The 23234-nt window shown below is 64.5% G+C and carries 22 protein-coding genes; 2 read left to right on the top strand and 20 right to left on the bottom strand.

All coding sequences use genetic code 11. From position 1 onward, the window contains the following. Positions 1–5 precede the first annotated feature (5 nt). Positions 6–362, bottom strand: a complete 357-nt coding sequence (locus GFK26_RS19270) for a hypothetical protein (RefSeq protein ID WP_228121698.1) — start codon at positions 360–362, stop codon at positions 6–8. A 138-nt stretch (positions 363–500) separates the two neighbouring features. Further along, positions 501–1256 carry a hypothetical protein gene (locus GFK26_RS19265; RefSeq protein WP_153283384.1) on the bottom strand — a complete coding sequence of 252 codons (756 nt, stop codon included), beginning with the start codon at positions 1254–1256 and terminating at the stop codon, positions 501–503. A gap of 593 nt (positions 1257–1849) precedes the next feature. Here GFK26_RS19265 and istA point away from each other — a divergent pair. Both istA and istB read left to right on the top strand, forming a co-directional pair. Then, positions 1850–3391 carry an IS21 family transposase gene (gene istA, locus GFK26_RS19260; RefSeq protein WP_153283383.1) on the top strand — a complete coding sequence of 514 codons (1542 nt, stop codon included), beginning with the start codon at positions 1850–1852 and terminating at the stop codon, positions 3389–3391. After that, positions 3388–4140 (top strand): IS21-like element helper ATPase IstB, encoded by a 753-nt coding sequence (gene istB / locus GFK26_RS19255; RefSeq protein ID WP_153283382.1) that lies wholly within the window; start codon positions 3388–3390, stop codon positions 4138–4140. Before istA ends, istB begins: the two co-directional genes overlap by 4 nt. 926 nt (positions 4141–5066) lie before the next feature. Here the strand turns inward: istB and GFK26_RS19250 are convergent. The 18 genes from GFK26_RS19250 to GFK26_RS19165 form a co-directional block, all read right to left on the bottom strand. Continuing rightward, a complete protein-coding gene (locus GFK26_RS19250; protein ID WP_153283381.1) occupies positions 5067–5291 on the bottom strand; it encodes a DUF2274 domain-containing protein in 225 nt (74 codons plus the stop codon). Next, on the bottom strand, positions 5288–6598 hold the full coding sequence (locus GFK26_RS19245) for a TrbI/VirB10 family protein (RefSeq protein ID WP_153283380.1): 1311 nt from the start codon (positions 6596–6598) through the stop codon (positions 5288–5290). Before GFK26_RS19245 ends, GFK26_RS19250 begins: the two co-directional genes overlap by 4 nt. Further along, the gene (gene trbG, locus GFK26_RS19240; protein ID WP_153283379.1) at positions 6595–7635 is read right to left on the bottom strand and encodes a P-type conjugative transfer protein TrbG; all 1041 of its coding nucleotides are present in this window, start codon (positions 7633–7635) and stop codon (positions 6595–6597) included. The genes GFK26_RS19245 and trbG overlap by 4 nt, the downstream gene beginning before the upstream one ends. Then, on the bottom strand, positions 7632–8345 hold the full coding sequence (gene trbF / locus GFK26_RS19235) for a conjugal transfer protein TrbF (protein ID WP_153283378.1): 714 nt from the start codon (positions 8343–8345) through the stop codon (positions 7632–7634). The genes trbG and trbF overlap by 4 nt, the downstream gene beginning before the upstream one ends. A gap of 27 nt (positions 8346–8372) precedes the next feature. Continuing rightward, positions 8373–9746 carry a P-type conjugative transfer protein TrbL gene (gene trbL, locus GFK26_RS19230; RefSeq protein WP_153283377.1) on the bottom strand — a complete coding sequence of 458 codons (1374 nt, stop codon included), beginning with the start codon at positions 9744–9746 and terminating at the stop codon, positions 8373–8375. A gap of 4 nt (positions 9747–9750) precedes the next feature. After that, positions 9751–10059, bottom strand: a complete 309-nt coding sequence (locus GFK26_RS19225) for an EexN family lipoprotein (protein WP_153283376.1) — start codon at positions 10057–10059, stop codon at positions 9751–9753. A 10-nt stretch (positions 10060–10069) separates the two neighbouring features. Beyond that, positions 10070–10834, bottom strand: a complete 765-nt coding sequence (gene trbJ / locus GFK26_RS19220; RefSeq protein WP_153283375.1) for a P-type conjugative transfer protein TrbJ — start codon at positions 10832–10834, stop codon at positions 10070–10072. Beyond that, positions 10831–13329 carry a conjugal transfer protein TrbE gene (gene trbE, locus GFK26_RS19215; protein WP_153283374.1) on the bottom strand — a complete coding sequence of 833 codons (2499 nt, stop codon included), beginning with the start codon at positions 13327–13329 and terminating at the stop codon, positions 10831–10833. The genes trbJ and trbE overlap by 4 nt, the downstream gene beginning before the upstream one ends. A 19-nt stretch (positions 13330–13348) precedes the next feature. After that, a complete protein-coding gene (locus GFK26_RS19210) occupies positions 13349–13621 on the bottom strand; it encodes a VirB3 family type IV secretion system protein (RefSeq protein WP_153283373.1) in 273 nt (90 codons plus the stop codon). Between the two features lie 139 nt (positions 13622–13760). Next, a complete protein-coding gene (locus GFK26_RS19205) occupies positions 13761–14093 on the bottom strand; it encodes a TrbC/VirB2 family protein (RefSeq protein WP_130422622.1) in 333 nt (110 codons plus the stop codon). Then, positions 14090–15145, bottom strand: a complete 1056-nt coding sequence (trbB, locus tag GFK26_RS19200; RefSeq protein WP_153283372.1) for a P-type conjugative transfer ATPase TrbB — start codon at positions 15143–15145, stop codon at positions 14090–14092. Before trbB ends, GFK26_RS19205 begins: the two co-directional genes overlap by 4 nt. Continuing rightward, on the bottom strand, positions 15129–15599 hold the full coding sequence (locus GFK26_RS19195; RefSeq protein ID WP_153283371.1) for a CopG family transcriptional regulator: 471 nt from the start codon (positions 15597–15599) through the stop codon (positions 15129–15131). The genes trbB and GFK26_RS19195 overlap by 17 nt, the downstream gene beginning before the upstream one ends. Beyond that, positions 15596–17596: a conjugal transfer protein TraG gene (locus GFK26_RS19190; RefSeq protein WP_153283370.1), complete on the bottom strand. Its 2001-nt coding sequence runs from the start codon at positions 17594–17596 to the stop codon at positions 15596–15598. The genes GFK26_RS19195 and GFK26_RS19190 overlap by 4 nt, the downstream gene beginning before the upstream one ends. A 244-nt stretch (positions 17597–17840) precedes the next feature. Next, on the bottom strand, positions 17841–18728 hold the full coding sequence (locus GFK26_RS19185; protein WP_153283369.1) for a LysR family transcriptional regulator: 888 nt from the start codon (positions 18726–18728) through the stop codon (positions 17841–17843). 219 nt (positions 18729–18947) lie between these two features. After that, positions 18948–20612, bottom strand: coding sequence for a tannase/feruloyl esterase family alpha/beta hydrolase (locus tag GFK26_RS19180; RefSeq protein WP_153283368.1), 1665 nt, complete (start codon positions 20610–20612; stop codon positions 18948–18950). A 124-nt stretch (positions 20613–20736) separates the two neighbouring features. After that, a complete protein-coding gene (locus GFK26_RS19175) occupies positions 20737–21462 on the bottom strand; it encodes a Crp/Fnr family transcriptional regulator (protein ID WP_194273908.1) in 726 nt (241 codons plus the stop codon). Positions 21463–21574: 112 nt separating this feature from the next. Continuing rightward, entirely contained in the window at positions 21575–22318 is a 744-nt protein-coding gene (locus tag GFK26_RS19170; protein WP_153283366.1) for an ABC transporter substrate-binding protein, read from the bottom strand. 4 nt (positions 22319–22322) lie between these two features. Next, a complete protein-coding gene (locus GFK26_RS19165; RefSeq protein WP_153286016.1) occupies positions 22323–23219 on the bottom strand; it encodes a GntR family transcriptional regulator in 897 nt (298 codons plus the stop codon). Positions 23220–23234 lie beyond the last annotated feature (15 nt).

Genomic DNA, 23234 nt, shown 5'->3' with positions numbered 1-23234 from the left:
AGATTTCAGACGCGAAGTCTGCGTGTAGCGAGAAAAACGGGATCGGGCGGCGGATGCTGCCGCTCCGGTAAGGCCTGCTGCGGAAAGGCGTGGCCTTCGGACACCAGCACCAGGGGCATGACCACGACCTGCACGATGGCGGGCAGCGAGGGCGTGGTCAGCTTCACCGGTTCGAAGGACAGCGACAGGTCGGCGGCGTGCTGGAAGCAGAGCACTGGTTGGGCCATGTCCATGCCTTCGCATGGGGCACCTGTCGCCATCATCTCAGCCATCGAATTCGTGTCGGGCACTCCCGGGCAGACATAGCTTGCCAGCGCCAGCTGAGAGAACAGCAGCGACAGGACCACGAAAAGCGCGGTCATGCAGCGATGGAACAAGTGGCGGCGGAGCATATGTGCGCGGAGTGTAGCGCTGTCGGCTCAGCTCAGAAAGTCGAAGGGAAAGATCGTTCGCTCTGCGACGAGCTGGGCTTGAAGCGCTCAACTTCTGGAAGTCGCAAGCTACTGGAGCTTCCGCTCGCGCTGAAGTTTGGATTGCATGGGCAATGCCAGTTGCATCTGATCGTGAATGCCGACCCACTCGAGAAAACACTCGTCGATCCGTACAAACACGGCCTCAATCGCGGGAGCAATCTCAGGGTTTTTCAGCAAATTTTTCTGCATACGCAGATAGCAGAGTTGCGCCGCTTGCCTAAGCCCCATCGACGGAGGGATCGCTTCAGCTTTGGCCATGAGCACCACCACCGCCGTTAAAGCCTCGAACGTTCCGAGTTGGGCGAGCGCTTGCGATACCTCGTCGTTGAGGTAATAGAGCTGCTTCTTCAGCCTTCTTCGCGGTTCGATCAATGCGCGCCTCGAATCGAAGATCACGTAACGCACTTCGTCAGACATGGCCCAAAGCAGATCGTCGGCCTCCTCGACTGTGAGGCGCCGACCTCTGACTAGATCCCACATGACGGAGTTGAAATAGATCCCGGTCCCAGGAAAGGCTTTCTCTGCAAGGTCGACGGGGTACTTCCTGCCGGCAATTCTGCTGGGGACTCTCGAGCCATCCTTGTATCGGAAATATTTGCCGGAACGCAGTACTCCGTCCGCGCACGGACGGACGAGTTCTGGCTGCAACAGGCGTTCAAGGGCGTCGGCGGAAGGCAGGCCGCTCCTGAAGAGGGTTGCCCAGAACCACATCTGCGTTCGTAGTTGATCCACCGGATCGCGGCAAGGACGCCCAACGCGTGACCGTTTGAGAGGGAAGGCCATCTCGAAAGCGTACAGAAATTCCGAGTTTCGTGCGAGGTGGACCCGAAGCGAACTCCAGCGAACACTACGAGACATCGCTGTACCGGAAAAGGGTTTCATGCCACTGCCCGAGTTGGTCCCGTCTTCATTCGAGCAGCTTCACGCGGAGCTACGGGAAGCGCTCGAGGCCAAACATGGTCCTCTGCTGGGAGGGCGGACATTGGTGGCGGCCTTGGGGCACAACACATCGGCAAGCCTGCGACAGGCCCAGAAACGCGGGCAGGTGCCTGTTTCCTTGTTCAACTTACCCCATCGAAGGGGGTATTTCGCTCTGACGAGCGATGTAGCTGCATGGCTCGCGAGAGCTCGCCTCTCGGGCGCCGCCGAATCCAAGAAAGGCCAGCCTATAGAGACTCACTAGGAAACAGTGCCCTAAAAACGCAAAAGCCCGAGGCTGCAACCACGGGCTCAAGCGTCCGGCCGCGCCAGACAAGTTTGAATATGTATGGCGGGAGTATCGGTCGGCGAATTCCGCGCGTCAAGTACGGTGGATGCTGGGGCAGAACTCATCCTGGCCACTTACCTCCGGTGGCCACATGGCCCGGAGGTAGCCTATGAAGCTCCCTGTCCGCAAGCAGCGAGAGATTGTGCGCCTGCACTTTCACTCACCCTCAAAATCAAACCGTTTCATCGCCAGGAGCACTGGGGTCTCTGCAGAAACCGTCAAGACCCTCAGAGGCCTCCTGATCGCGCGATCCCCCGACTGGCAGATGCTGAAGGAGTTGGACGACGATCAATGGTGCAGGACCCTTGGAACGGAGGATAAATCCAAGCTGCCGCATAGGCCCGCGCCCGATTGGCAATGGATTCATGCCGAGATGCAGCGTCCGAGCGCCACCCTCGAGCAGCTCTGGCAAGAGTGGCGTGAAGTAACTCCAAACGGAATCGCGTACTCACAGTTCACCGCACTTTACCGGCATTGGCTAAAAGAACAGCACGTGGTGATGCGGCGCACGCATGTGCCTGGCGAGAAGCTCTTCGTCGACTTCGCGGGACAGACTGTAGAAATCCGGGACGCCAAAGGTGGTGAGTCGACGTTCGCACAGATCTTCATTGCTGTCATGGGGCACTCCAATTTCACCTATGTTCAGGCCGTCGCCAGTCAAACTGTTGCCGATTGGTTGATCTGCCATTGCAATTGCTTTGAGGCGCTGGGCGGCACCCCAAAATGGGTTGTCAGCGACAACCTCAAGGCGGGGGTTTTGCGCCATGGGCGAGATCAAGTCTTGATCAACCCCGACTACGACGAGATGCTTCGTCACTACAACACAGCCGCTGTCCCTGCCCAGCCGCTAAGGCCAAAGCAAAAGGCAAAGGCGGAGGTGGGCGTTCAGATTGCGCAGCGCTGGATGCTCTTCAAGCTTCGCAATCGTGTGTTCTTCGGCCTCGAGGAGCTCAATGCGGAGCTTCGTCGGTTGACGGTTGCGTTGAACGAGCACCCCTTCAAGAAGATAGCAGGCTGTCGGCGAGAGCGCTTTGAGGCGGCGGACAAGGCCGCACTACAGCCCTTACCAATCCGACCGTATGAACTCTGCGAGTGGCGCTATGAAGTACGGGTGGGCGATGACTACCATGTCGAGCACCGGAAGTGCTTTTATTCGGTGCCGTTCGCGCTCACCCGCGAACGTGTTGATTTGCGCATCACGACTTCGATGATCGAGATCTTCTTCAAAGCACGCCGCGTTGCACTGCACGCGCTTCTCAAGAATGCGGGCGATGCGAGCACCGTTCAGGAACATCGGCCCATTGCCCACCAGCGCGTTCTTGACGGTGAGCCTCGCGCGCTGATGAAGTGGGCGGAAGGCGTCGGTCCTCATGCCATGCACATGATCATTCATCATGTCCAAGAGCGCAGCGATCTGGCCAACGGCATCAAGGCCGCGCGGCGTATGCGTACTCTTGCGTCGGAACATGGGGAAGCGCGGTTCGAGGCGGTCTGCGCCTATGCGCTTCCTCTCAACATCACATCATTGCGCAGCATTTCCTCCATCTTGACGAAGGAGGCAGATCTGCGTGCCCAGCAGGAACCCGAAGCAAAGCCTCGTCCTACGCATGACAACGTGCGCGGGCCCGAATACTACGGAGATGAATCATGAGCACGATCGAACAGACTTGCGCCCGTTTGCGCGAACTCAGATTGACGACCATGGCACAGGCGTATGAACTACAGACCGAACAACCAAAGCTCCAAGAACACTCCTTCGACGAACGGCTGGCGCTGCTGGTCGAAGCGGAAGTATCCGGCAGAGAAAATCGCAAGCTGTCCCGACTTGTACAGGTCGCAGCACTTCCGGACAAGGCCGCATTCGAAGAAATCGACAATCGGCCATCCAGGGGATTGGATAAATCACTGCTATCTACTTTGTCCACATGCGGGTGGATCAGACGACAGCAAAATCTCATCGTTGTCGGTCCCACAGGAGTCGGAAAAACATGGCTCGCCTGTGCCTTCGGGCACCAAGCATGTCGCCTGAAGATCCCAGTCACGTTCTATCGGACCAGTGATCTCTACGGTGACATCGGAGAGGCCGTGCATGACGGCTCGCTGCCGAAGCTGAAGCTCGCGCTCAGCAAGCCGAGCCTTCTCATCCTTGACGATTTTGGGATCGGCGAGATGTCGGCGTCCGCCGCGCAGGTCCTGCTGGACGTTGTTGATCGCCGTATGCGGACGGGATCGCTGCTCATTACCTCGCAGTATCCAACTGAGAAATGGCATTCCTTTTTTCCAGACCCAACCATTGCCGACGCCGTGCTTGATCGTGTCGTCCATCAGGCACATCGCATTCAGCTGAAGGGCGAGTCGATGCGGAAGTTGCAAGGCCGTAAGCGGCTTGAGGAGGCCTGAAAGCTAACGCCGCGAGGGTGAGGGCTCCGCCGCGCCGCACATCGACGGGTGCCGATGTCCATCGGAACGGGTTCTTGGGTTGAACTGGAATGAGTGCTCAGGTCAAACCAGAACGGGTGCTCGGGTCAAACCGGAACGGGTGCTCAGGTCAAACCGGAATGGGTGCTCAGGTCAAACCAGAACGAGTGCTCGGGTCAAACCGGAACGGGTGCTCAGGTCAAACCGGAACGGGTGCTCAGGTCAAACCGGAATGGGTGCTCAGGTCAAACCGAAATGGGTGCTCAGGTCAAACCGAAATGGGTGCTCAGGTCAAACCGGAATGGGTGCTCAGGTCAAACCGGAATGGGTGCTCAGGGACCATCGGAATACGCAACCCTGGACAAAGAGCTTTTGCCCAGAGAAATCGACCGGGGTCTTGCTAGGCTCAAACTCGAAAACGCTGTCGTTCAAATCGGTCATGGGATGCGCTAAAGAAGGATTGCGTCGGAGAAAGAACTTGTGCGCGCGGGCTGTGCGCGGGACCCCGGCAGCTCGAGCGTGCAGGGGGCGCGAGTCTGCGCGAAGTCCGCGGACGCGTCGAGATCCAACTCGGCCTCTTTCGGCTCGGAATCAGGCACTGCAGGCCCAACGGCACGTACTGGCTCCACAAAAACAAAAGCCGCCTAGGGCGGCCTTATGGTCAGGGCCTGGAAACTGACTTGTCGCGCGATAACTATTGAATTTAAAGGATTTTTGCATCAGCTAGATAAGAGCGGAACCTCGAGCGGCCCGGACGGCGTACACGACCTCCGCCGGTCTTCAGCGCTTCCACCGTCCAGCGCTCGCCCAGTGGAACCTTGTAGTCGTCAGGAGAAGGCGGACGAGGATGGCCCTCGTGCACGACGTCGTCGTACGCGGCGGTTCAGGCCAAACGATCTGCACGGCCTCTAGTTCTTCTGCCTTCCACGTCGAAATCCTCGATCCCTTCCCATAAATGCCTCTAGCATGTACGGGATCAGCGTCAGTGCATCCACCGGTTCCCCATAGGTCTGTGCATGCAGCGCCGCATAGCGATCCAGTTCCGTCCTGAGGCTGGCCGGACAAGTGAAGGTCAGCTTGACACTCTCTGTCCTGGGCAACGGGCCCAACCGTAGCTTGCGCGTCGTACTCATCGGTTTCCACCTCGCACCAAGAACAGCGGCTGGTACGGCCGCAGAATGAGGTCCTTGCTGACCATCACCCGCATCGGAAACCCCGGCCGGATCGTCAGCGTCGGCTGGATGCTCGCATTGCGCTTGGTGATCTCCTGCCCGACCTGGTTCACTGTATCCTGCGCCCCTTCGCGCACGGCGATCACGACGCGATTGCCGTCCTGATCCGTCTGATTCCGCGGTGCCGCCAGTTCGGCCCCCACGCCAAGCAGCGTCGACAGCGCCGCGCCGGCCAGGATGCGGTCCCAGTGCCAGTCGACGCCGTCCTCCAGCCCCGCATAGCCGGCCGGATCGATCCCCGGCAACCGGTCCAACGCCACCGACGAGGTGTCCGGCAGGATCAGCCGCGTCCACACCAACAGCACGCGCCGCTGCCCGAAGGCCACCTGGCTGTCGTAACGCCCGATCAGCCGCGAGCCCTGCGGGATCAGCAGGTGACGCCCCGTGGCCGTGTCGTAAACCGACTCGGCCACTGTGGCGATCACCTGCCCCGGCAGGTCTGAGTTGATGCCCGTCACCAGCGCCGCCGGGATGATGGTGCCCGCCATCACCTGGTACGGCGAAGCCGGCAACTGCAGGCTCCCGGCATTGTGCGTGGCCGCGTCACCGGCCTTCGCCAGAAACGCTTCCTTGCGGTCCTGTCGGTTCTGCGCCATCACAGGGTCGACTGGCGAATCCATGGCAGGGTTCATCGTGCCCAAGGGATTGACCGGCTGCTGACCCGTCGTCAGTCCAGATGCACCGGTAGCAGTTGCGGACATGGCGTTCTCGGCAACAGCCCCTCGTTTCGCGGCACCATCGCCACTGCGCCGGAAGAACACCGACGACCGCGCCGCCTCCTCGGCCGCCAACCGCTCGGCCTGTGCCGGATCAACGCCCTGCCCCACCCTCGCCTCCATCGGCTGCTGCGCCTTCGCCATGGCCGACCCGAGATCTCCCGGCAGCGGCGGCCCCAGCACGGGTGGCGCCGGCTTCGGCGCCGCCGGCATCCCGGCATAGTCCTTCGGCAATTGGTCCAGCCCATCCGCCCGCGCCACGCGGTCTACGTTGTACAGCTCGGCGGTCGGGTTGCGCTCGCGCTTCTGCGACTGCAGCGACCACATCGTGCCGCCCAGCACGGCCGCGGCCAGGGTACCGGCACCGACCGCCAGCATGCGGCGGTTGAGCCGCACGACCGGCCGGGGCTGCGCGCGCAGGGCCACCGACTCCGGCGCAACCTTGGGCGGGACCTGGGACGACGAGGGGGGCACCGTGTCCTCCGCACTCACGACCCGTCGCTCCGCGCACCCTGTACGCTGCCGATCGCGCCATCCGAGCGCTCGATGCGCACGACCTCGGCCTTGCCGTTCTTGGAGCCGCCCAACCGCAGCTCCGCCGCGCCGAAGAGGCGGTCCACCACGTAATACGGCGAGCGGAAGCGGTAGTTCACGAGCTGCCCGTTGCCCTGCGGCCCGATCACGAACAGCGGCGGCAGCTCGCCCTGCGCGATGCCGCCTGGGAACTGGATGTAGACCTTCTGCCCGTCGTCGAACGCGCGCAGCGGCTTCCAGGACGGCGCATCGCCGCTGATCGCGTAGCGGAACCGGATCTGCTCCACCGATAGGCCCGCATCCACCGGCGCCGCGGCCTGCGCCTCCCTCGCCTGCTTCTGCAGCGCCAGCATCCGGTCCTTCGGATAGTCCCAGGACACCGACGCCATCCAGGCCTGCGGCGTCGAGGACAGCTCCAGCAGATAGGTACGCCGGTTCGTCGTGATGACCAGGTTGGTCTTCAGGTCCACGCGCGTGGGTTTCACGAGCACATGGACCCGCTGATTCGCACCGCTGCCGCTGACCGTGTCGCCCACGATCCAGCGCACCGTGTCGCCAGCCGAGACCGCCACCAGCTCCTCGCCCTCCTGCAGCGCGACGACGGTCACGCGGCCCGGGCTGGTGTAGATCTGATACAGCGCGCCGTCGGCATACGGCCAGACCTGGATCGCATTGACATAGCCCTCGCGCGTTGGCGCGACGCGGGCCTCTTCGTTGGCCCGCGAGACCCGCACTTTTTCGTCGGTGGGTTCCTTTGTTGGCTTCGCTTCCTGCTCGCTCGGCAGCGCCTTCATCTGGCCGGGCAGCGGCAAGGGCCTTGGCACCTCGACCACCTCGACGGGCGGGGCAGGCTCCGGCACCGACTGCGCGGCGACCGCCACCGGCTCGTCCAGCGGGATCGCCGGCGCCGGCTTGCCATGCGTGGCACAGCCGGCAAGGACAGCCGCCCCAATCAGGATCGGCGCAGATACGCCTCTACGGAAATCCGTCTTCATGGCTTGGTTCCTTTCACTGTGTCCGTCGCATCGAGCTCGCGGCTCCACGACAGGCCGTTGACGTAGATGCCCAGCGGGTTCCTGCGCAGCCGCTCCTCGGTGCGCGGCGCCTGCAGCACGATCGCGAGCACCGCGGTCCAGCGCTCCAGCCCCGCCGCTTCGCCGTTGACGTAGCGCCGCTCCGTCCAGCGCACCTGGAACGACGAATCGCTGGCGCGCACCACGCTGTTGATCTGCACCGCCACCGAGCTCTCCCCGATGCGCGAGAACGGATCGTTCGCGCGCGCGTAGTCGTTCAGCGTCGCGGCGCCGCGGTCCGTTGTGTACTCGTAGGCTTCGAGCCAGTTCTGCCGCACCACGATCGGATCGATCGAAAGGGATCGCACGTCGGTGATGAAGCGCGCCAGGTGATGCGCGATCTGCGCATCGCTGGGCTTGTACGGCGTGGCGGCCTCGCCGACCGCCCGTACCTGGCCGGCGTTGTCGACCTCGACGACGTAGGGCGTCACGATGGACTGCGCCGAGCGCCAGACCAGGCCACCGGCCATCAGCAGGGCCAGCGAGAGGCAGCCGAAGGCCATCAGGCGCCAGTTCTTCGCCTGCACGCGCGCGCTGCCGATGCGCTGGTCCCAGACCTGCGCCGCGGCTTGATACGGGGTGGCGGGCTCGGGTGTGTCCGAGTACCGCACCTGGGGTCGCTTGAATCGCATGGAGGGTTCTCCTCAAAAGAAACCGAATCAGGCGTTGGACTCGTCGCGCAGGCTCGGGCCCGAGCCGCTGCCGCCGTGGTCCCCCGAGCGCAGCACGTGCGCCGTCGTCGAGGCCGCATGGCTCAGCTGCTGCTTGCGACGCATCTGCCGGGCCCATGCCGGTTCGGGAGGTGATCCGCCGGCCTCGCCCGCACCGGCAGATGCCGCATTCCCCGTCGTCGCAGGCGCCGCGGCATCGGCCACGAAGTTCGCCACGCGGTCCTTGACCGCCTTGGCACCGGACGCGACGCGCTGGCCGACGGCGCCGGCACCGGTTTTCGCGAGATGGGCAAGGCCGGCGCCGGCCGCGCGGACGCCACCAGCGCTGGATGCTGCGGCGCCCGTTTGGTAGGCCGACTTCGCGCCGCTCGCCAGGCCGCTGGCCGAACGCGCGGTGGCCGCGCCGCCACCGATGGCCGCACGCGCTGCGCCGGGTGCCATGCGCGCCCCCGCGGCCACGGCGGAACCCGTGCTTGCTACGGCCGCGCCACCAGCGACGGCCAGGCCCGCCGCACCCAGGGCCGTGCCCGCCGCCGCGCCGGCACCGAGCTGCGGCGCGCCCGACACCAGTCCGGTCGCGATTCCCGGCCCGAAGATTCCCAGGCCCAGCATCGCGAGCGCCGCCAGCATGATCGTCAGCGCATGGTCGATGGACGGCTCGGCCCCGGGCGGCGTGCGGAACTCTGCGAACAGGCCAGTGCCGATGCCCACGATCACGGCCAGCACCAGCACCTTGATGCCCGAGGACACCACATTGCCCAGCACCTTCTCGGCCAGGAATGCGGTCTTGTTCCACAGTGCGAAGGGCACGAGCACGAAGCCCGCCAAGGTCGTCAGCTTGAACTCGATCAAGGTGACGAAGAGCTGCACCGCGAGCACGAAGAAGCTCGCGATCAGCACCAGCCAGGCCAGGAACAGCACGGCGATGGTGTCCAGGTGGGCAAAGGTTTCGGGAAAGCCCGTCATCTCGCCGATCTGTTCCATGATCGGCCGGCCCGCCTCGATGCCGACCTGCGCGAGCCGGCCGGGCTGCAGGAACTGCGCCTGCGTCAGGCCGGAGCCCGACGCCACCAGGCCGAGCCCCGCGAACGAGCGGAACAGAACCCCGGCCAGCTGGTTGAAGTGGCCGATGATGAAAGCGAACGCCCCCACGTAGAGCACCTTGCGGATCAGCCGCGCGATCACATCGTCGCCCTGCCCACTCGCATGACTCATGGCCCAAAACAGCCCGGCGAGCGTCATGTCGATCACGACCAGCGTGGCCGTGAGGAACGCCACCTCGCCATGCAACAGCCCGAAGCCCGAATCGATGTAGCGGGAGAAGACGTCGAGGAAGCGATCGATGACCGCGACATCGTCCATCGCGTCAGTCCTTGGCGTCCGCACTGGCCGGCGGCGAAGCCGGTGCGGCCGGCGGCGGGACCGGATCGTTCGCGTACGGCGAGGGGCCACCGCTCATGAAGCGCTGGCGCGTGGCCTCGGCCACCGCCTGGCATTGCGCATCGCCCATCCGGACATGGTCGGCCTTGCACTGCGCGCGCAGTTCCTTCAGCCGCTCGGGATTCGCGACCAGCGACTCAACGGACTCGATCACGGGCTGGGTCGGCTCGGACTTGCCGCATCCCGCGAGCACCAGGACGGCGACGGCCGTCGTGATGAGGAGCAGGTTCTTCATGGACGTCCCCTCAGCTGCCATAGAAATTCACGCTGTAGGGCGTGTACGGCGTGCCGCTGCCCATGAAGCGCCGGCGCACCTCGCGCGCACGCTCCTGCACCGCCACCTGCCGCGCCTGCTCCAGCGCCGCGGCGCGGTCCTGCGTGATCTGCAGCTGCTGCGCCTGGATCGCCTGGCGCGACTGCAGCGCCAGCAGCTGGTTCGTCGCCTGCATCGCCTGCAGGGCGCCCGTGGCCGACTGGCTGCGGTTCACGAGATCGGTGAGCGCGCGTTCGTCGGAGGCGAAGTTCTGCATCGCCTGCGACTGCACCTGCGTCGCGGTACGCAGGGCCTCCAGCGAATTGCGCCAGCGCTGCCGCGCATCGCCGGCCATCTGCGCGCCGGACATCGCCACCGAAAACGACTCGGGGTACAGCCGCTTGAACTCGGCCTCCATGCGCGAGACGTTGAAGGCCAGCCCCTGCGCCTGCTGGATCAGCTGATTGGTCGCCGCCAGCGTCGACTTGAGTTCGGACAGTGCGCTGAAGTCCAGGCCCTGGAGATTCCTCGCCTGGTTGCGCAGCATCTGCGCCTCGTTCTGCAGCTGCTCGACCTGGTTGTTGATCTGCTCCAGCGCGCGGGCCGCCGTCAGCATGTTCTGGATGAAGTTGGACGCATCGAACACGGTGTCGCCGACGCCGAAGATGGCATGCGCTGGCGGGGCGACACCGAAAGCGATCGCACTGACCGCGACCAGCGCGGCGATCCGGGGTTTGAAGGAAGACGGGAGGTTCATGGCATTGGCTCCTGCGGGGTTGAGGAAAGAGGTGGGAATGCAGATGGAAACGACGGAATGAGGTCGGCGGCCCAGCCGAGACCGCGATGGCGTAGCCAGGCCGCCGCGAAGACCGAAGGCATCCGCGCGAACGGCGACGCCTCGACCAAGGCCTGCACGCGGTCGATCTCGCGCTGGTCCTCGGGCGAAGCCGCGCCGGCAAACGCCAGCGCCACCGGTCCGAGCCCGAGCTCGAAGACCCGGTTGCCCAGGCGCGACTGGTAGTAGTAGTCGCGCTTGGGCTGCGCCGTGGCGACGATCTCGATCTGCCGGCGGTTGAGCCCGAAGCCCTCGTAGATCACCCGGATCTGCGGCTCCGTGGCCTGCGGGTTCGGCAGGAAGATCCGGCTCGCGCAGCTCTCGACAATGGCCGGCGCGATGCTGGAGTTCTGGATGTCGGCCAGGCTCTGCGTTGCGAAGATCACCGAGACGTTCTTCTTGCGCAGCGTCTTGAGCCACTGGCGGATGCGCGCGGCGAACACCGGGTCGTCGAGGAACAGCCAGGCCTCGTCAAGGATCAGCAGCGTCGGCGCGCCGTCGAAGCGCTCGTCGAAGCGCGCGAACAGATAGCCGAGCACGGACAGCACCGCCGCCTTGCTGTGCATCAGCTCCTCCGTCTCGAAACACTGGATGGAGGACGCCCCCAGCCGGTCCCGGTCCGCGTCCAGCAGCCGACCGTGCGCACCACCCAGCACATAGGGCGCCAGCGCCTGGCGCAGGGCATTCGACTGCAGCAGCACCGCCAGGCCCGTCATCGTGCGCTGCTCGGGCGGCGCGGTGGCGAGGCTGGCCAGCGCCGACCACACCATCTCCCGCTCGGCCGGCCCGAACTCCAGGGCCTCCTGTCGAAGCCGCCCTTCCACCCACTCCGCCGCCCAGGTGCGGTATCCATCCTGGTCGATGCGCGCCAGCGGCTGGAAGGCGATCTCGCCATCCGTACCGAGGTCGTAGTGCTCGCCGCCCAGCCCCAGGATCGTGGCGCGCAACGAGCGCCCCATGTCGAAGGCCAGGATGCGCGAGCCGGGATAGCGGCGGAACTGCAGCGCCAGTGTGGCGAGCAGCACCGACTTGCCCATGCCGGTGGGCCCGACCACGAGCGTGTGCCCCACGTCGCCAATGTGCGTGACCAGCCGGAACGGCGTGGCACCGTCGGTGCGCGTCACGATCAGCGGCGGGCCATCGAGATGCGCGTTGCGCTCGGGGCCCGCCCACACGGCCGACACCGGCATCATGTGCGCGAGGTTCAAGGTCGAGACGATGGGCTGACGCACGTTCGCGTAGGCATGGCCCGGGATCGACGACAGCCAGGCCTCGACCGCGTTGAGGGTCTCGGGGATCGTGACGAAGCCCCGGCCCTGGATGGTCCGCTCGACTGCGCGCAACTTCTCGTCGGCCGCCGCCGCATCGGCGTCGAGCACCGTCACGGTGGCGGTCACATACCCGAAGGCCACCTGGTCGCTGCCGAGTTCCTGGAGCGCCGCATCGGCATCCGCCGCCTTGTTCGAGGCGTCCGAGTCGACCAGCGCGCTCTCCTGCTGGAAGATGGTCTCGCGCAGCAGCGCCACGATGTTCTTGCGCTTGGCGAACCACTGTCGGCGCAAGCGCACCAGTTCCCTCTCGGCCTCGGCCTTGTCCAGGCACAGGAAGCGCGTGCTCCAGCGATAGGCAAAGCCCAGGCGGTTCAGGTCGTCCAGCAGCCCCGGCCAGGTCGAGGTCGGAAAGCCCCGAATCGACAGCACGCGCAAGTGAAGGCGGCCGAGCATCGGCGCAAGGCCGCCCGTCAGCGGCTCGTCGGCCAGCAGCGCGTCGAGGTGCATCGGCACCTCGGGCGCAGCGACCGCATGCCGGCGCGTGGAGACGCAGCCGTGCAGGTGGGTCAAGGTCTGCGCATCGTCGAGCCATTCGATCTCCGGCATCACGCCTTCGAGCAGGCCGAGGAAACGCTCGGTCTCGGCAACGAAGGCTTCCAGCCGCCCCTTCCAGTCCGACCCGTCCGACGCACCCGATCCATCCTGGACGTCTGTCCCAGCGCGCTCATAGAGCAGCCCCGCGGCGCGCGCCTTCGACTCCTCGGGCGGCAGGTACAGCAAGGTCAGGTGATAGCGGCTCTCGAAGTGGCTGGCGTCCTCCTCGAACGCCGCGCGGCGCTCCTCGTCGACCAGCCAGGACAGCGCCTCGGGGAACGACGACTCGGGATAGCCGGCCGCCTCGCGCCGCTCGGCCTCCACAAACAGCGCCCAGCCCGAGCCGAGCCGGCGCAGCGCGTTGTTCAGCCGTGCGGAGGTCGCGACGAGTTCGCCCTGCGTGGCGCTGTCCAGGTCCGGCCCACGAAACCGCGCCGTGCGCTGGAACGATCCGTCCTTGTTGAGGACGACCCCAGGGGCGACCAGCCCGGCCCAGGGCAGCCAGTCGGCCAGCAGCGCCGGGCGTTTGCGGTATTCGGCGAGATTCAGCATGACGTCTCCCCTCTCCACATCACACATCCAGCAGCGGTCGCTGCTTGATGTGCCGCGCGAAGACCTGCATGAACTGCGGGTCCAGGCGCGCACCCCAGACGGCCAGCGCGTGGCCGACGATCCAGAGCGCGATGCCGGGCAGCCAGAGCTGAAGTCCGAGACCGACCGCGGCGGCCAGCGTGCCGTTGGCGATCGCCACGGTGCGCGGCGCGCCGCCCAGCAGGATCGGCTCGGTGAGGGACCGGTGCAGCGGAATCTCGAAGCCAGGCGAAGAAGCGGCTTGCGTGTTCATTGGAGCGGCTCCGGGACAAGCGACAGCCAGCCAGTCCGCGGAACACCGCGGAACCGGCTTTGCCGGGCCGCTGGTGTTGCCCCCGGTCGGGGGTTGGCGGACCGACACGAAGTGCGGGGAGACTGGGGGTGAGCGTGAATCATCCCAGTACCGCCCCGCCCGAGAAGCTGAAGAAGGTCAGGAAGAAGCTGGAGGCGGCAAACGCGATCGACAGGCCGAACACGATCTGGATCAGTCGGCGAAAGCCGCCACTGGTGTCGCCGAAGGCCAGCGTCAGGCCGGTCACGATGATGATGATCACTGCCACGATCTTGGCCACGGGCCCCTGGATGGAATCGAGGATCGACTGCAGCGGCGCCTCCCAGGGCATGTTGGAACCGGCCGCCTTCGCGGGCAGCGCGACAGCCAGCAAGAGCGCTGCCGCAACGGCCGCGTGCAGCAGCGGTTTTGCGGAACTGCGTGAAATCGTCATGACGGTTCTCCAGAAGACGACGGGGTTGAAGGGGCAGGACGAGATGAAGAGAGCAACGGGAAACCAGGCACCGCTGAGGTATCGAGCTGGTAGCCCTCGCTGTCGTGACCGACGACGCGCGCGATCTCGCGCACCCGCCGGGCGTGGCCGCGCCCGGCGATGAAGACGATGACGTGGACCGCTTCGGCGATCAGGGCGCGCGGCACGGTCACCGAGACTTCCTGCACCAGTTGCTCCAGCCGCGTGAGCGCGCCGAGCGCGGAGCCGGCGTGCACGGTGGCAATGCCACCTGGGTGCCCGGTGCCCCAGGCCTTGAGCAGGTCCAGCGCCTCGGCGCCGCGCACCTCGCCGACCACGATGCGGTCGGGCCGCAGCCGCAGGGTGGCGCGCACCAGATCGGCCATGGTGGTCACGCCCGGTTCGGTGCGTAGGCTCACGTGGTCGTCGGACCGGCATTGCAGTTCGACCGTGTCCTCGAGGATCAGCACCCGGTCGCGCGTCTCGGCGATCTCGTCGAGCAGCGCGTTCGCCAGGGTCGTCTTGCCCGTGCTGGTGCCGCCGGCCACGACGATGTTCAGGCGCTCGCGCACGGCCTGCCGCAGGAACGCGGCCTGGTCCTCGGTCAAGATCCCATCGGCCACGTACTGCACAAGATTCATGATGCGCAACGCCCGCTTGCGGATCGCAAACGACGGGGCGCGCACCACCGGCGGCAGCACGCCCAGGAATCGCTCGCCGGTCTCGGGCAGCTCGGCCGAGAGGATCGGCATGCCGGCATGCACCTCGGCGCGCACGTGCGCGGCGACGAGGCGGATGATGCGTTCGGCCATGGGCGGCGGCAGCGCCACGCCGGTCGGCGCGCGGCCGCTGCCGAGCCGGTCCACCCACAGCGAGCCATCGGGGTTGAGCAGCACCTCCACGACCTCGGGATCCGCGAGGGCCGCCGCGATCTCCGGCCCCATGGCCGTCCGCAGCATGCGGATGCGCCGGGCCACGGCGCTGTCCGCGGCGCCTGGCGATGATCCGGAAGAATGATCAGACGGCTGGACCATCAGCGGCCTCCTCCGGTTCAACCTGCCCTGCATGCATTGGCGCTGCCTCCGTCTCGATCTCCTCGTGGACCTCTCGCACCAGGCTGCGCCCGCGCTGCAGGTGCCGCCCGAGTTGCTCGATGAACTGGGCGAAGCGGGCCCGCCCCTGCGCGCGGGCGGCTTCCTGCTGGCCTTCGGGCACCGGGATCGAGACGGTGAGGAAGTAGCGGACATAGAGCGCCACCGTTTCGATCAGGATGTTCTGATCGCGCTCGAGCCGCTCGAACTGGCGCGAGAGCCGGTCCAGGCGCTTGGCAATCGCCGCCTCGCGCTGGTCGCCGCTATCTGGCGACAGGAACGAAGCGAGCGCAGCCGCAATCACGGCCGACTTCGACACACCCTTGTGCACCGCCAGCCGATCCAGCCGTTTGGCGTGCTCTGGCTCGATGAAGATATTCAGGCGGGTCCGGCTCATAGCGCGATCCCGTCATCGGGGTCGAGCGCCGCGAGGCGCGCGGTACGCGTGAGCTGACGGTCCACGTCGCGCGGACGCAGGGGCACATCGTCCTCGTCATCAAGCACCAGCAGACTGTCGTCGTTCGGCGATACCGGCGAGTCGCGCAGGATCTCCAGTTCGGGCTTGAGTTGGTGGCCGCCCTCGTCGACAGAGCCACCCGCATCGGCTGATGACAAAGCCTCGGACGCGGTCAGCGGCGCCAGTCCGCTCCAGTCGTCGGGCCGTGTCGCGGGACGATCGGTGTAAAAGCCCGTAGCCAGCGCCGGTGGTGCCAGCACGCGCCGCGTGAAGTTGCGGTCCTGGTAGTAGCGCAGCTTCCTGGCCTTGATCGGCGGATGGCCCGAGACCATCACCACGGCGTCATCGGGCGGCAGCTGCATCACCTCACCCGGCGTGAGCAGCGGCCGCGCCGTCTCCTGGCGCGAGACCATCAGATGGCCCAGCCACGGCGCGAGCCGGTGTCCCGCGTAGTTGCGCTGCGCGCGCAGCTCGGTGGCCGTCCCCAGCGCTTCCGAGATGCGCTTGGCCGTGCGCTCGTCGTTGGTGGCGAACGCGATGCGCACATGGCAGTTGTCGAGGATCGAGTGATTCGGGCCATAGGCCTTGTCGACCTGATTGAGAGACTGCGCGATCAGGAAGGCGCGAAGCTCGTACCCGGCCATGAACGCCAGCGCCGACTCAAAAAAGTCCAGCCGGCCCAGTGCCGGAAACTCATCGAGCATCAACAGCAGCTTGTGGAGTCGCGCGATGCCATCCGAACCGTCCAGCGATTCGGTCAGGCGCCGGCCGATCTGATTGAGGATCAGCCGGATCAGCGGCTTGGTGCGGCTGATGTCCGAGGGCGGCACCACGAGATACAGCGACACCGGGTGTTCGGCCGAGATCAGGTCGGCGATACGCCAGTCGCAGCGCGACGTGACTTCGGCCACCGTCGGGTCGCGGTACAAGCCAAGGAAGCTCATCGCAGTGGACAGCACCCCGGAGCGCTCGTTGTCGCTCTTGTTGAGCACCTCGCGTGCGGCCGAGGCAACGACAGGATGGATGTCCTGGCCCAGGTGCCGCGTCGTCATCATCCGGTGCAGCGTGACCTCGAAGGAACATGCCGGATCGGACAGGAAGTTGGCCACGCCGCGCAGCGTCTTGTCTTCGCCGGCGTACAGCACGTGGAGGATCGCGCCGACCAGCAGCGCATGGCTGGTCTTCTCCCAGTGGTTGCGTCGCTCGAGCGCGCCTTCGGGGTCGACCAGGATGTCGGCGATGTTCTGCACGTCGCGCACCTCGTGGGCGCCGCGGCGCACTTCGAGCAGCGGGTTGTAGGCAGCCGAGCGCACGTCAGTCGGGTTGAACAGCAGACAGTGCGAGAAGCGCGCGCGCCAGCCCGCCGTGAGATTCCAGTTCTCGCCCTTGATATCGTGGATCACGGCCGAGCCGGGCCAGGAGAGCAGCGTGGGCACCACGAGGCCAACCCCCTTGCCTGAACGTGTGGGCGCGAAGGCCATCACATGCTCGGGGCCGTTATGGCGCAGGTAGCGTCCATCCCTCGGCCCGAGCCGGCCGAGGAAGAGGCCCGCGGGCTTCGTCAACCCAGCCTCGGCGACTTCCTCAATGCCGGCCCACCGGGCAGAGCCATAGGTCGTGACCTGCCTCGCCAGGCGCGCACGCCACACCGCCATCGCGATCGCCGCCGTCGTGGCAGCCATACCGCTCGACGCGGCCATCGTCCCGGCACGCTCGAAGATCCGCGGGGCATAGGCATCGTAGAAGTACCACCACTCGAACAGCTTCCACGGCGGGTAGACCGGAACGCCCGCGATGTCGAACCATGCCACGCCGAGCCGCAGCTGGTAGCCCAGCGCATGCGCCGTCCACTGCGTCGCTGTCCACAGGCCGCCGAGCGCGACGCCCAGCACCGCAATGATCTGTCCGAACAGGATGCCGGTCGCTGACGTCGGCATGAGCCACCTCCAAAGCACTTGCGTTCCAACTCGCGCGCCACCGCGGCACGCAGGCGCAAGTCTGGAATCAAGCCACCGTGCGGGGTACCCATGGAGGCGTGGCGCGGCGCAGGCTGGCGTAGGTGGCAGATCGCCAGAAGGCGGAAGCTCCAGACCGTCCCGGTCAGAGCATCTCAGTCAGAATCCTGGCTGTCCAACGCCGATGGCGCGACATGGTTCGCGTCAAAGTCCACCACGGTAACGATCAATACGAAGTGGTGACGTGGGCAAGGAATCTCTTCAGCACCTCGGCCGAGACACTGGATCGGCGCTTGTGCAATACATAGGTGGTGAAGTGGAGCTTCTCCGTCAACGGGAGGACCACCACGTTGGGCCGGCGGACCGCCTGCATCTGGTCCGCATCGGCCACCGCCACGCCCAGCCCTGCAGCCACGCGTGTCAGGCAGCCGGCAAGGGTATACGCCCGGCCAACGATCGTTGGCGACAGCGAACGCTCTTGCAGTATGGCCCCCATCTGCCGGCACAGTCCAGGGTGACAGGTCGCATCCACGTAGATGACCGGAAAAGCATAGAGCTCGTCGAGGGACACGGCTTCCCGCCTGGCGAGTTCGTGTGCCAACGGAACGATCGCCACGATGGGACTCGTCCAGGCAGGCACCTGGGCAATGTCCTCGTCCTCCACCAGCCCAAAGGAAAGGACGGCATCCACCTCCTCAGCCCGCAACGCGCCAAGTAGCTCCGCGGCACGCAACTCCGTGAGGTCGACTGGAATCTCGGGAGCGACGGCGCACCAGCGCGAGAGACAGTCCGCCAGCTTCGGTTGCGCCGTGCTCTCGTCCACACCGAGGCGAAGCGGCTCACGGCAGCGAGCGTCCGTGGCACGCACAACGCGTTTGGTTCGCTCCAAGTTCAGAAGCAACCGGCGCGCATGTTCTAGCAACTTCGCGCCGGCCGGGGTCAGTTGCAGCCTGCGAGGCGCCCGGATGAAGAGCCTAACGCCCAGCTTGTCCTCGAGGTCGCGGACGGTTCTGGAAAGTGGCGTCTGGTCAATGTGGACACGCTCGGCAGCGCGACGGAAGTTCAGTTCCTCCGCCGCGGCGACAAAATAGCGAAGGTGGCGAAGTTCGATCATTCGCTGGTGACGCTGCTTGTCCGCCGGGAACGAAGGCGAGCATGGGCCAGCACAGAGCCGTTCCCAGACCCGCCGTCGTCCATTCCGAGACCGCACTCGGAGATCACGTGAGCATGACGACGCAACAAGACCAGGCTACAGCCTCCCCCTTGATGGAAGCCTGCCTCGCGTTGCAGCTCATCCGAGGCCTTGGATCGACAAAATACTAGCCCAGCACTGCTACTGGCAGGCAAAGCTCTCAGGCACGCTCGGATCTCCCCCTATGTAGGTTTGCTCCTGTGGAAACACGCACAGCGGCCGTCGACTGACTACAGCCTGGGCGGGGTCGTCATTCAAAAATTTCGTAGCTATCAAGGAGCCGGGAGCGACTCCTTTCTCCACCCACTGTTCAAGAGCTTGAATCATGTCCTCTTTCGGAGTGGCCGACGGATCGTACTGATCGGCCCCGAACGAATTTGGACCCGGCCCCGAACCGCAATGCGCCATTCCTGGCACCATGTAGAGTCGATAAAATTCCTGGGTCTGTGCAAGGCCACCGATCACCGACACCACTTGGTTGTAGTACTTGATAGTCTCGCCTGGAGAGAGCGCCGGATCGTTCCACCCGTGGTATTCGAGGACCTTGATCCCTTTTGCCTTTTGAACCCGCAAGTCGGGATTGACTGCGTTCAGCTTCTCTCCTAGGGCGTTGGTCAGGATCAGCGGGTCGGTATCGAAATTGAACTGCAGCGGGTCGTAGTCTTTCTTGTTGTAGAGCATGCCACCGACAGTGCGAGTTCCCAAGCTAGAACGCGCGCCAGCGGGGTTCGTAACAAATCCGGCGAAGTTGACTAGCGGCGACCACCCATACTTGGCTGCCTCTGCGCCTGGCTCGACAGGCGGGAAGAGTTGATTCCCGGAAGAGTCGCGCGGACCTTCGTAGATCTTCTTCAAGGCAGTAACCTGAGGTGTGGTAAGACAGGAGTTGTCGTCCTGCCCAGGCGCGCAGGCGAGTGCATCTACATCGAATTTGCAGGCCTTTGGGTTGGTAATCACACCATCCGTCACTCCGTCGAGTGCATCACATTGCGCCTGCGTGGCAGCGTCGATGGCAGGCAGCTTCTCGTCAGGGATAGCACTTGCTGGGTCGGCGAAGGCCTGATTCATCCACATCCAGTACGTTGTCTGTCCCGTCCAGTTGTTGGCAGGTGCACCGATGACGTAGCCATCGTAGTCATCGGGATAGCGCTGCAACTCCATGCGGCCCTGGCGGCCGCCGTTGGAGCAACCCGCAAAATAGGAGTAGTCTGGCGCCTGGCCGTAGATCGCCTTCGCAACTGCTTTCGCAGCGACGGTCTGGAGGTGTTTGCCGCGATAGCCATAGTCGGTGACACGTTCAGGATGATCGACCATCCAATACGCCTCCCTCGCACTGTGACCTGTGTCGGTCCCTGCAGTCGCGTAGCCGCGCTTCAGGTGTGAAGCCATCGACGCGTAGGTGAGAGCTCCCGCAAAGCCTCCCTCGGAGCTCGATAGGTATTTGCGGTTCCACGTGGACGTCGGAACCCAAACCTCGAAGTTTATGTGGGAGTCGGCAGTGGGCTTGGCTACCCCTACAACTCGACAAAACTCGGGTAGCAGAGCAGTGCTCCCTGGAGCTGCCGTGGAGATGGAGGCGCCCTCAATCGAGATATCTCCTTCAACGCCAACGAGAGCTTCCTGCAATCCTTTTTGATCACACTTGGCTGATGCTGTCGAGGGGGCGGGAGCAGGCGGCTGCGCTGGAGGCGTGGCGGAGGGCGACACTAGAGCGTAAAGGCCGCGGTCGCCGCCGCCGCCGCAAGCCACTAAGAGCGATGCGATCGACCCACCAACTGCGGAAAGCGCTATGCGTGTCAATTTCATGATGTCTCCTGCATAAGATATGAACTAATCCTGGCCCCCGGGGCCCGCCGCCAGCTAGCGGACCTCGATTCTCATGACAGCATCGGTTCACAAATGTCTACCGGTCTACATTCCGTTGTGGTGTTTACCCGGAACAAGATCCATCCCCTCCTTTTTTCGAAGGCTCACGAAAGGCTAGGTCGCGCAGTTCTTCAACATTCAGGACCAAGATGCCACCGTATTCAGGGTGTACCAAGCCTGCCCTCTTCAATCGCTGCAAAACTGTGTTTATGGTGGCCCTTGAACAACCGGCGATCTCGCCGAGCTCAGCTTGAGAAATGTTCAACAGCGCTCCCTTCATCGGGTAGAGCACCGGGTTGTAGAGATTGCAAATGGCTGCTGCCACCTTTGCCGTCGGATCAGAGATCCGGCTCGACTCAATCATCGCAATGAACTGGCCTGTTCGCTCGTTTAAGTGATCAATAATGTGGCGGCAGAAATCGTAACTTGTCTCCAGTAGCCACATAAAAGTGGACCTCGGCATGTGAAGTACCCGTGTTTCGCGAATGGCGATCAGCTCGTAACGGCGAGGCTCTCTTTTGATCACCGAACCTTCGCCGACCCACGAACCTGCAGGCACTGCAGTGAAGATCACCGTCCTACCTTCGTTGGTAACGCTTGAAACCTTCAGGAGGCCGTCGATTACGCCGATCCACGTCAGGCTTGGATCCTTCAATCTGACGACATACTCTTTGTTTTTATAGACGTGCTCGTAGCAATCCGCGAGCACTCTGTCGCGTGCTATCGGTGTTAAATTGCTTATCCAGGCCGTGCCTTCGAGCCACTCTGAAGCAGTTTTTGCGAATTTCATCTTCGTTTTCCAAACGACTGTAAGTAGTGCCCAAGGGACGGCCCACGTACTGAATTCACCGCAATGGATCTGGGATGCATGATGGATGCCTCCTGAAGAGCGTGCGAGCTTTCTAGTCGGAAGCCCTGTCCAGCGCAACCGATGCTCCTTGGACGCCATGCTTCTCCAATGCACGAGCGACAAAGCCGGTGGTCTTCATCTCGTCGACGAAATTGCACAGTGTCTTCGCAGCATTCATGCCCCGCGACTTGGGTGTTCCCACGGCTTGGCGGATCACCATGAAGCGGCCTGACAACAGACGAAGCCCTGCGTGGGTGCGGCTGTCTGCTTCAAGTTGCTGCTTCACGCCAGCAGCCACGTCCAGGTTCTGTTCAAGGAAGGTCTGCACGACGGTGGGCGAAGTCGGCGCCCGCACGATTTGCGCATGCTTGAGTTCGCGCGTCAGGTAGAGGTCGTAGGCGCTTCCCTTGCCAACCGCCACCATGGTCCCTGAGCGGTCGACCTCGTCGTTGTGCTGCAAGGGCGAATCCTCTCGAACGAGATAGCTGCCCTCGATCAGCACATACGCTTCGGTGAACGCGATCTGCGCGCCGCGCACAGGATCGATCGCAAAGAAGCCGATGTCGGCCTGCTCGTTGGCCACCGCGTCGACCGACTTTCCCGCAGCATCGAAGACCACCAGTTCCAGCGCGACGCCAAGGCGCTCGGCGAAGGCGCGTGCCAGGTCCACCGAGACGCCGGCGGGCGCGCCAGTTGCCTTGTCCGCATGGGCGAGGATCGGGTTCCCCAGGTTGATGGAAGCGCGCAATGCACCGGTGGGAGCGAACGCCCGGACGATGGCGGAATCGATGGTCATGGAGCTAGGTCTTGAGGATGCTGCTGATCTTGGCGAGATTGCGCAGCGTGCTGGAAAGGTGCTGGTGCATGGCCTTCGACGCCTCGTCGTTGCGGCCGCGCTCGAGCAGATCGAGCAGGTGCAGATGCTGCTGGCAATGCTCCTTGTATCGGCTGCGGTCCTGCATCGAGCGGTACGACAGCAGCCGGCGCACGCGATTGACGCGGCGAATGGTGTCGATGAAGAACGCGTTGCCCGAGCCCTCGACCAGCGATTCATGGAACCGCACGCCACGGTCGTGCAGATGATCGGCGGTGTCTGTTTCGATGCCGCCTTCGAGCAGGTGCTTTTCCGCCGCGCGGCAGCGCGCGATCACCTGGGGCGGCAGGTGGTAGTTCGGCTCCAGCAGAGCGGCAGGTTCCAGCGCAAGGCGCAGGCGATACGACTGCAGCAGGCTGTCGGCCGTGGTCAGCATCGACGAGAACACCCAACCGTAGCCCGGCTTCTTCTCGGCCCAGCCTTCGTTGGCGATGCGCCCGAGCACGCCGTTCAACTGCACCGGTGTCAGGCCGTAGCGTTGCTTGAGGAGCGCTTCAGAAAACTCGTCGGGAAGGAGCCCCCTCAGCCGGTCGTCGGCGATGCGGAAGTAGACATCCGTCACCACGTCGGACTCTTCGAGGCCCAGCTTGCCTGCCAGCGCCCTCGCCTCGTTCTCGATCGGCTTCACCAGGAAGTAGCCGCGGTTCGGCTGTCGCATGAGCACGCCCTTTTCGGCAAGAAGCGAAAGGGCTTCGTTGACCGGCGAGCGCGACACCCGGAGGCGGTCGGCCAGGAGCTGCGCGGGCAGATGGGTGCCCGCCGGCATGGCGTCGGCCTGGATCAGATCGAGGATCTGCGAGGGAATGGATTGATCGGTCCGCATGGGGCCGGATTTTCC

Origin of the sequence: Variovorax paradoxus (assembly GCF_009498455.1) — a bacterium.
In the GTDB taxonomy this organism is placed as follows: Bacteria; Pseudomonadota; Gammaproteobacteria; order Burkholderiales; family Burkholderiaceae_C; genus Variovorax; species Variovorax paradoxus_H.
The sequence above is the reverse complement of the archived record's forward strand: the minus strand, read 5'-3'. Positions and strand labels throughout refer to the sequence as shown.

Coding starts and splice junctions, on each gene's coding strand:
- GFK26_RS19250 (WP_153283381.1), bottom strand. CDS start 5,291: ATGAGTACGACGCGCAAGCTACGGTTGGGCCCGTTGCCCAGGACAGAG.
- GFK26_RS19185 (WP_153283369.1), bottom strand. CDS start 18,728: ATGATCGAACTTCGCCACCTTCGCTATTTTGTCGCCGCGGCGGAGGAA.
- GFK26_RS19265 (WP_153283384.1), bottom strand. CDS start 1,256: ATGGCCTTCCCTCTCAAACGGTCACGCGTTGGGCGTCCTTGCCGCGAT.
- GFK26_RS19225 (WP_153283376.1), bottom strand. CDS start 10,059: ATGAAGAACCTGCTCCTCATCACGACGGCCGTCGCCGTCCTGGTGCTC.
- istA (WP_153283383.1), top strand. CDS start 1,850: ATGAAGCTCCCTGTCCGCAAGCAGCGAGAGATTGTGCGCCTGCACTTT.
- GFK26_RS19175 (WP_194273908.1), bottom strand. CDS start 21,462: ATGAAATTCGCAAAAACTGCTTCAGAGTGGCTCGAAGGCACGGCCTGG.
- GFK26_RS19270 (WP_228121698.1), bottom strand. CDS start 362: ATGACCGCGCTTTTCGTGGTCCTGTCGCTGCTGTTCTCTCAGCTGGCG.
- GFK26_RS19205 (WP_130422622.1), bottom strand. CDS start 14,093: ATGACGATTTCACGCAGTTCCGCAAAACCGCTGCTGCACGCGGCCGTT.
- GFK26_RS19210 (WP_153283373.1), bottom strand. CDS start 13,621: ATGAACACGCAAGCCGCTTCTTCGCCTGGCTTCGAGATTCCGCTGCAC.
- trbL (WP_153283377.1), bottom strand. CDS start 9,746: ATGGACGATGTCGCGGTCATCGATCGCTTCCTCGACGTCTTCTCCCGC.
- GFK26_RS19190 (WP_153283370.1), bottom strand. CDS start 17,596: ATGCCGACGTCAGCGACCGGCATCCTGTTCGGACAGATCATTGCGGTG.
- trbJ (WP_153283375.1), bottom strand. CDS start 10,834: ATGAACCTCCCGTCTTCCTTCAAACCCCGGATCGCCGCGCTGGTCGCG.
- trbF (WP_153283378.1), bottom strand. CDS start 8,345: ATGCGATTCAAGCGACCCCAGGTGCGGTACTCGGACACACCCGAGCCC.
- GFK26_RS19165 (WP_153286016.1), bottom strand. CDS start 23,219: ATGCGGACCGATCAATCCATTCCCTCGCAGATCCTCGATCTGATCCAG.
- trbG (WP_153283379.1), bottom strand. CDS start 7,635: ATGAAGACGGATTTCCGTAGAGGCGTATCTGCGCCGATCCTGATTGGG.
- GFK26_RS19195 (WP_153283371.1), bottom strand. CDS start 15,599: ATGAGCCGGACCCGCCTGAATATCTTCATCGAGCCAGAGCACGCCAAA.
- GFK26_RS19180 (WP_153283368.1), bottom strand. CDS start 20,612: ATGAAATTGACACGCATAGCGCTTTCCGCAGTTGGTGGGTCGATCGCA.
- istB (WP_153283382.1), top strand. CDS start 3,388: ATGAGCACGATCGAACAGACTTGCGCCCGTTTGCGCGAACTCAGATTG.
- trbE (WP_153283374.1), bottom strand. CDS start 13,329: ATGCTGAATCTCGCCGAATACCGCAAACGCCCGGCGCTGCTGGCCGAC.
- GFK26_RS19170 (WP_153283366.1), bottom strand. CDS start 22,318: ATGACCATCGATTCCGCCATCGTCCGGGCGTTCGCTCCCACCGGTGCA.
- trbB (WP_153283372.1), bottom strand. CDS start 15,145: ATGGTCCAGCCGTCTGATCATTCTTCCGGATCATCGCCAGGCGCCGCG.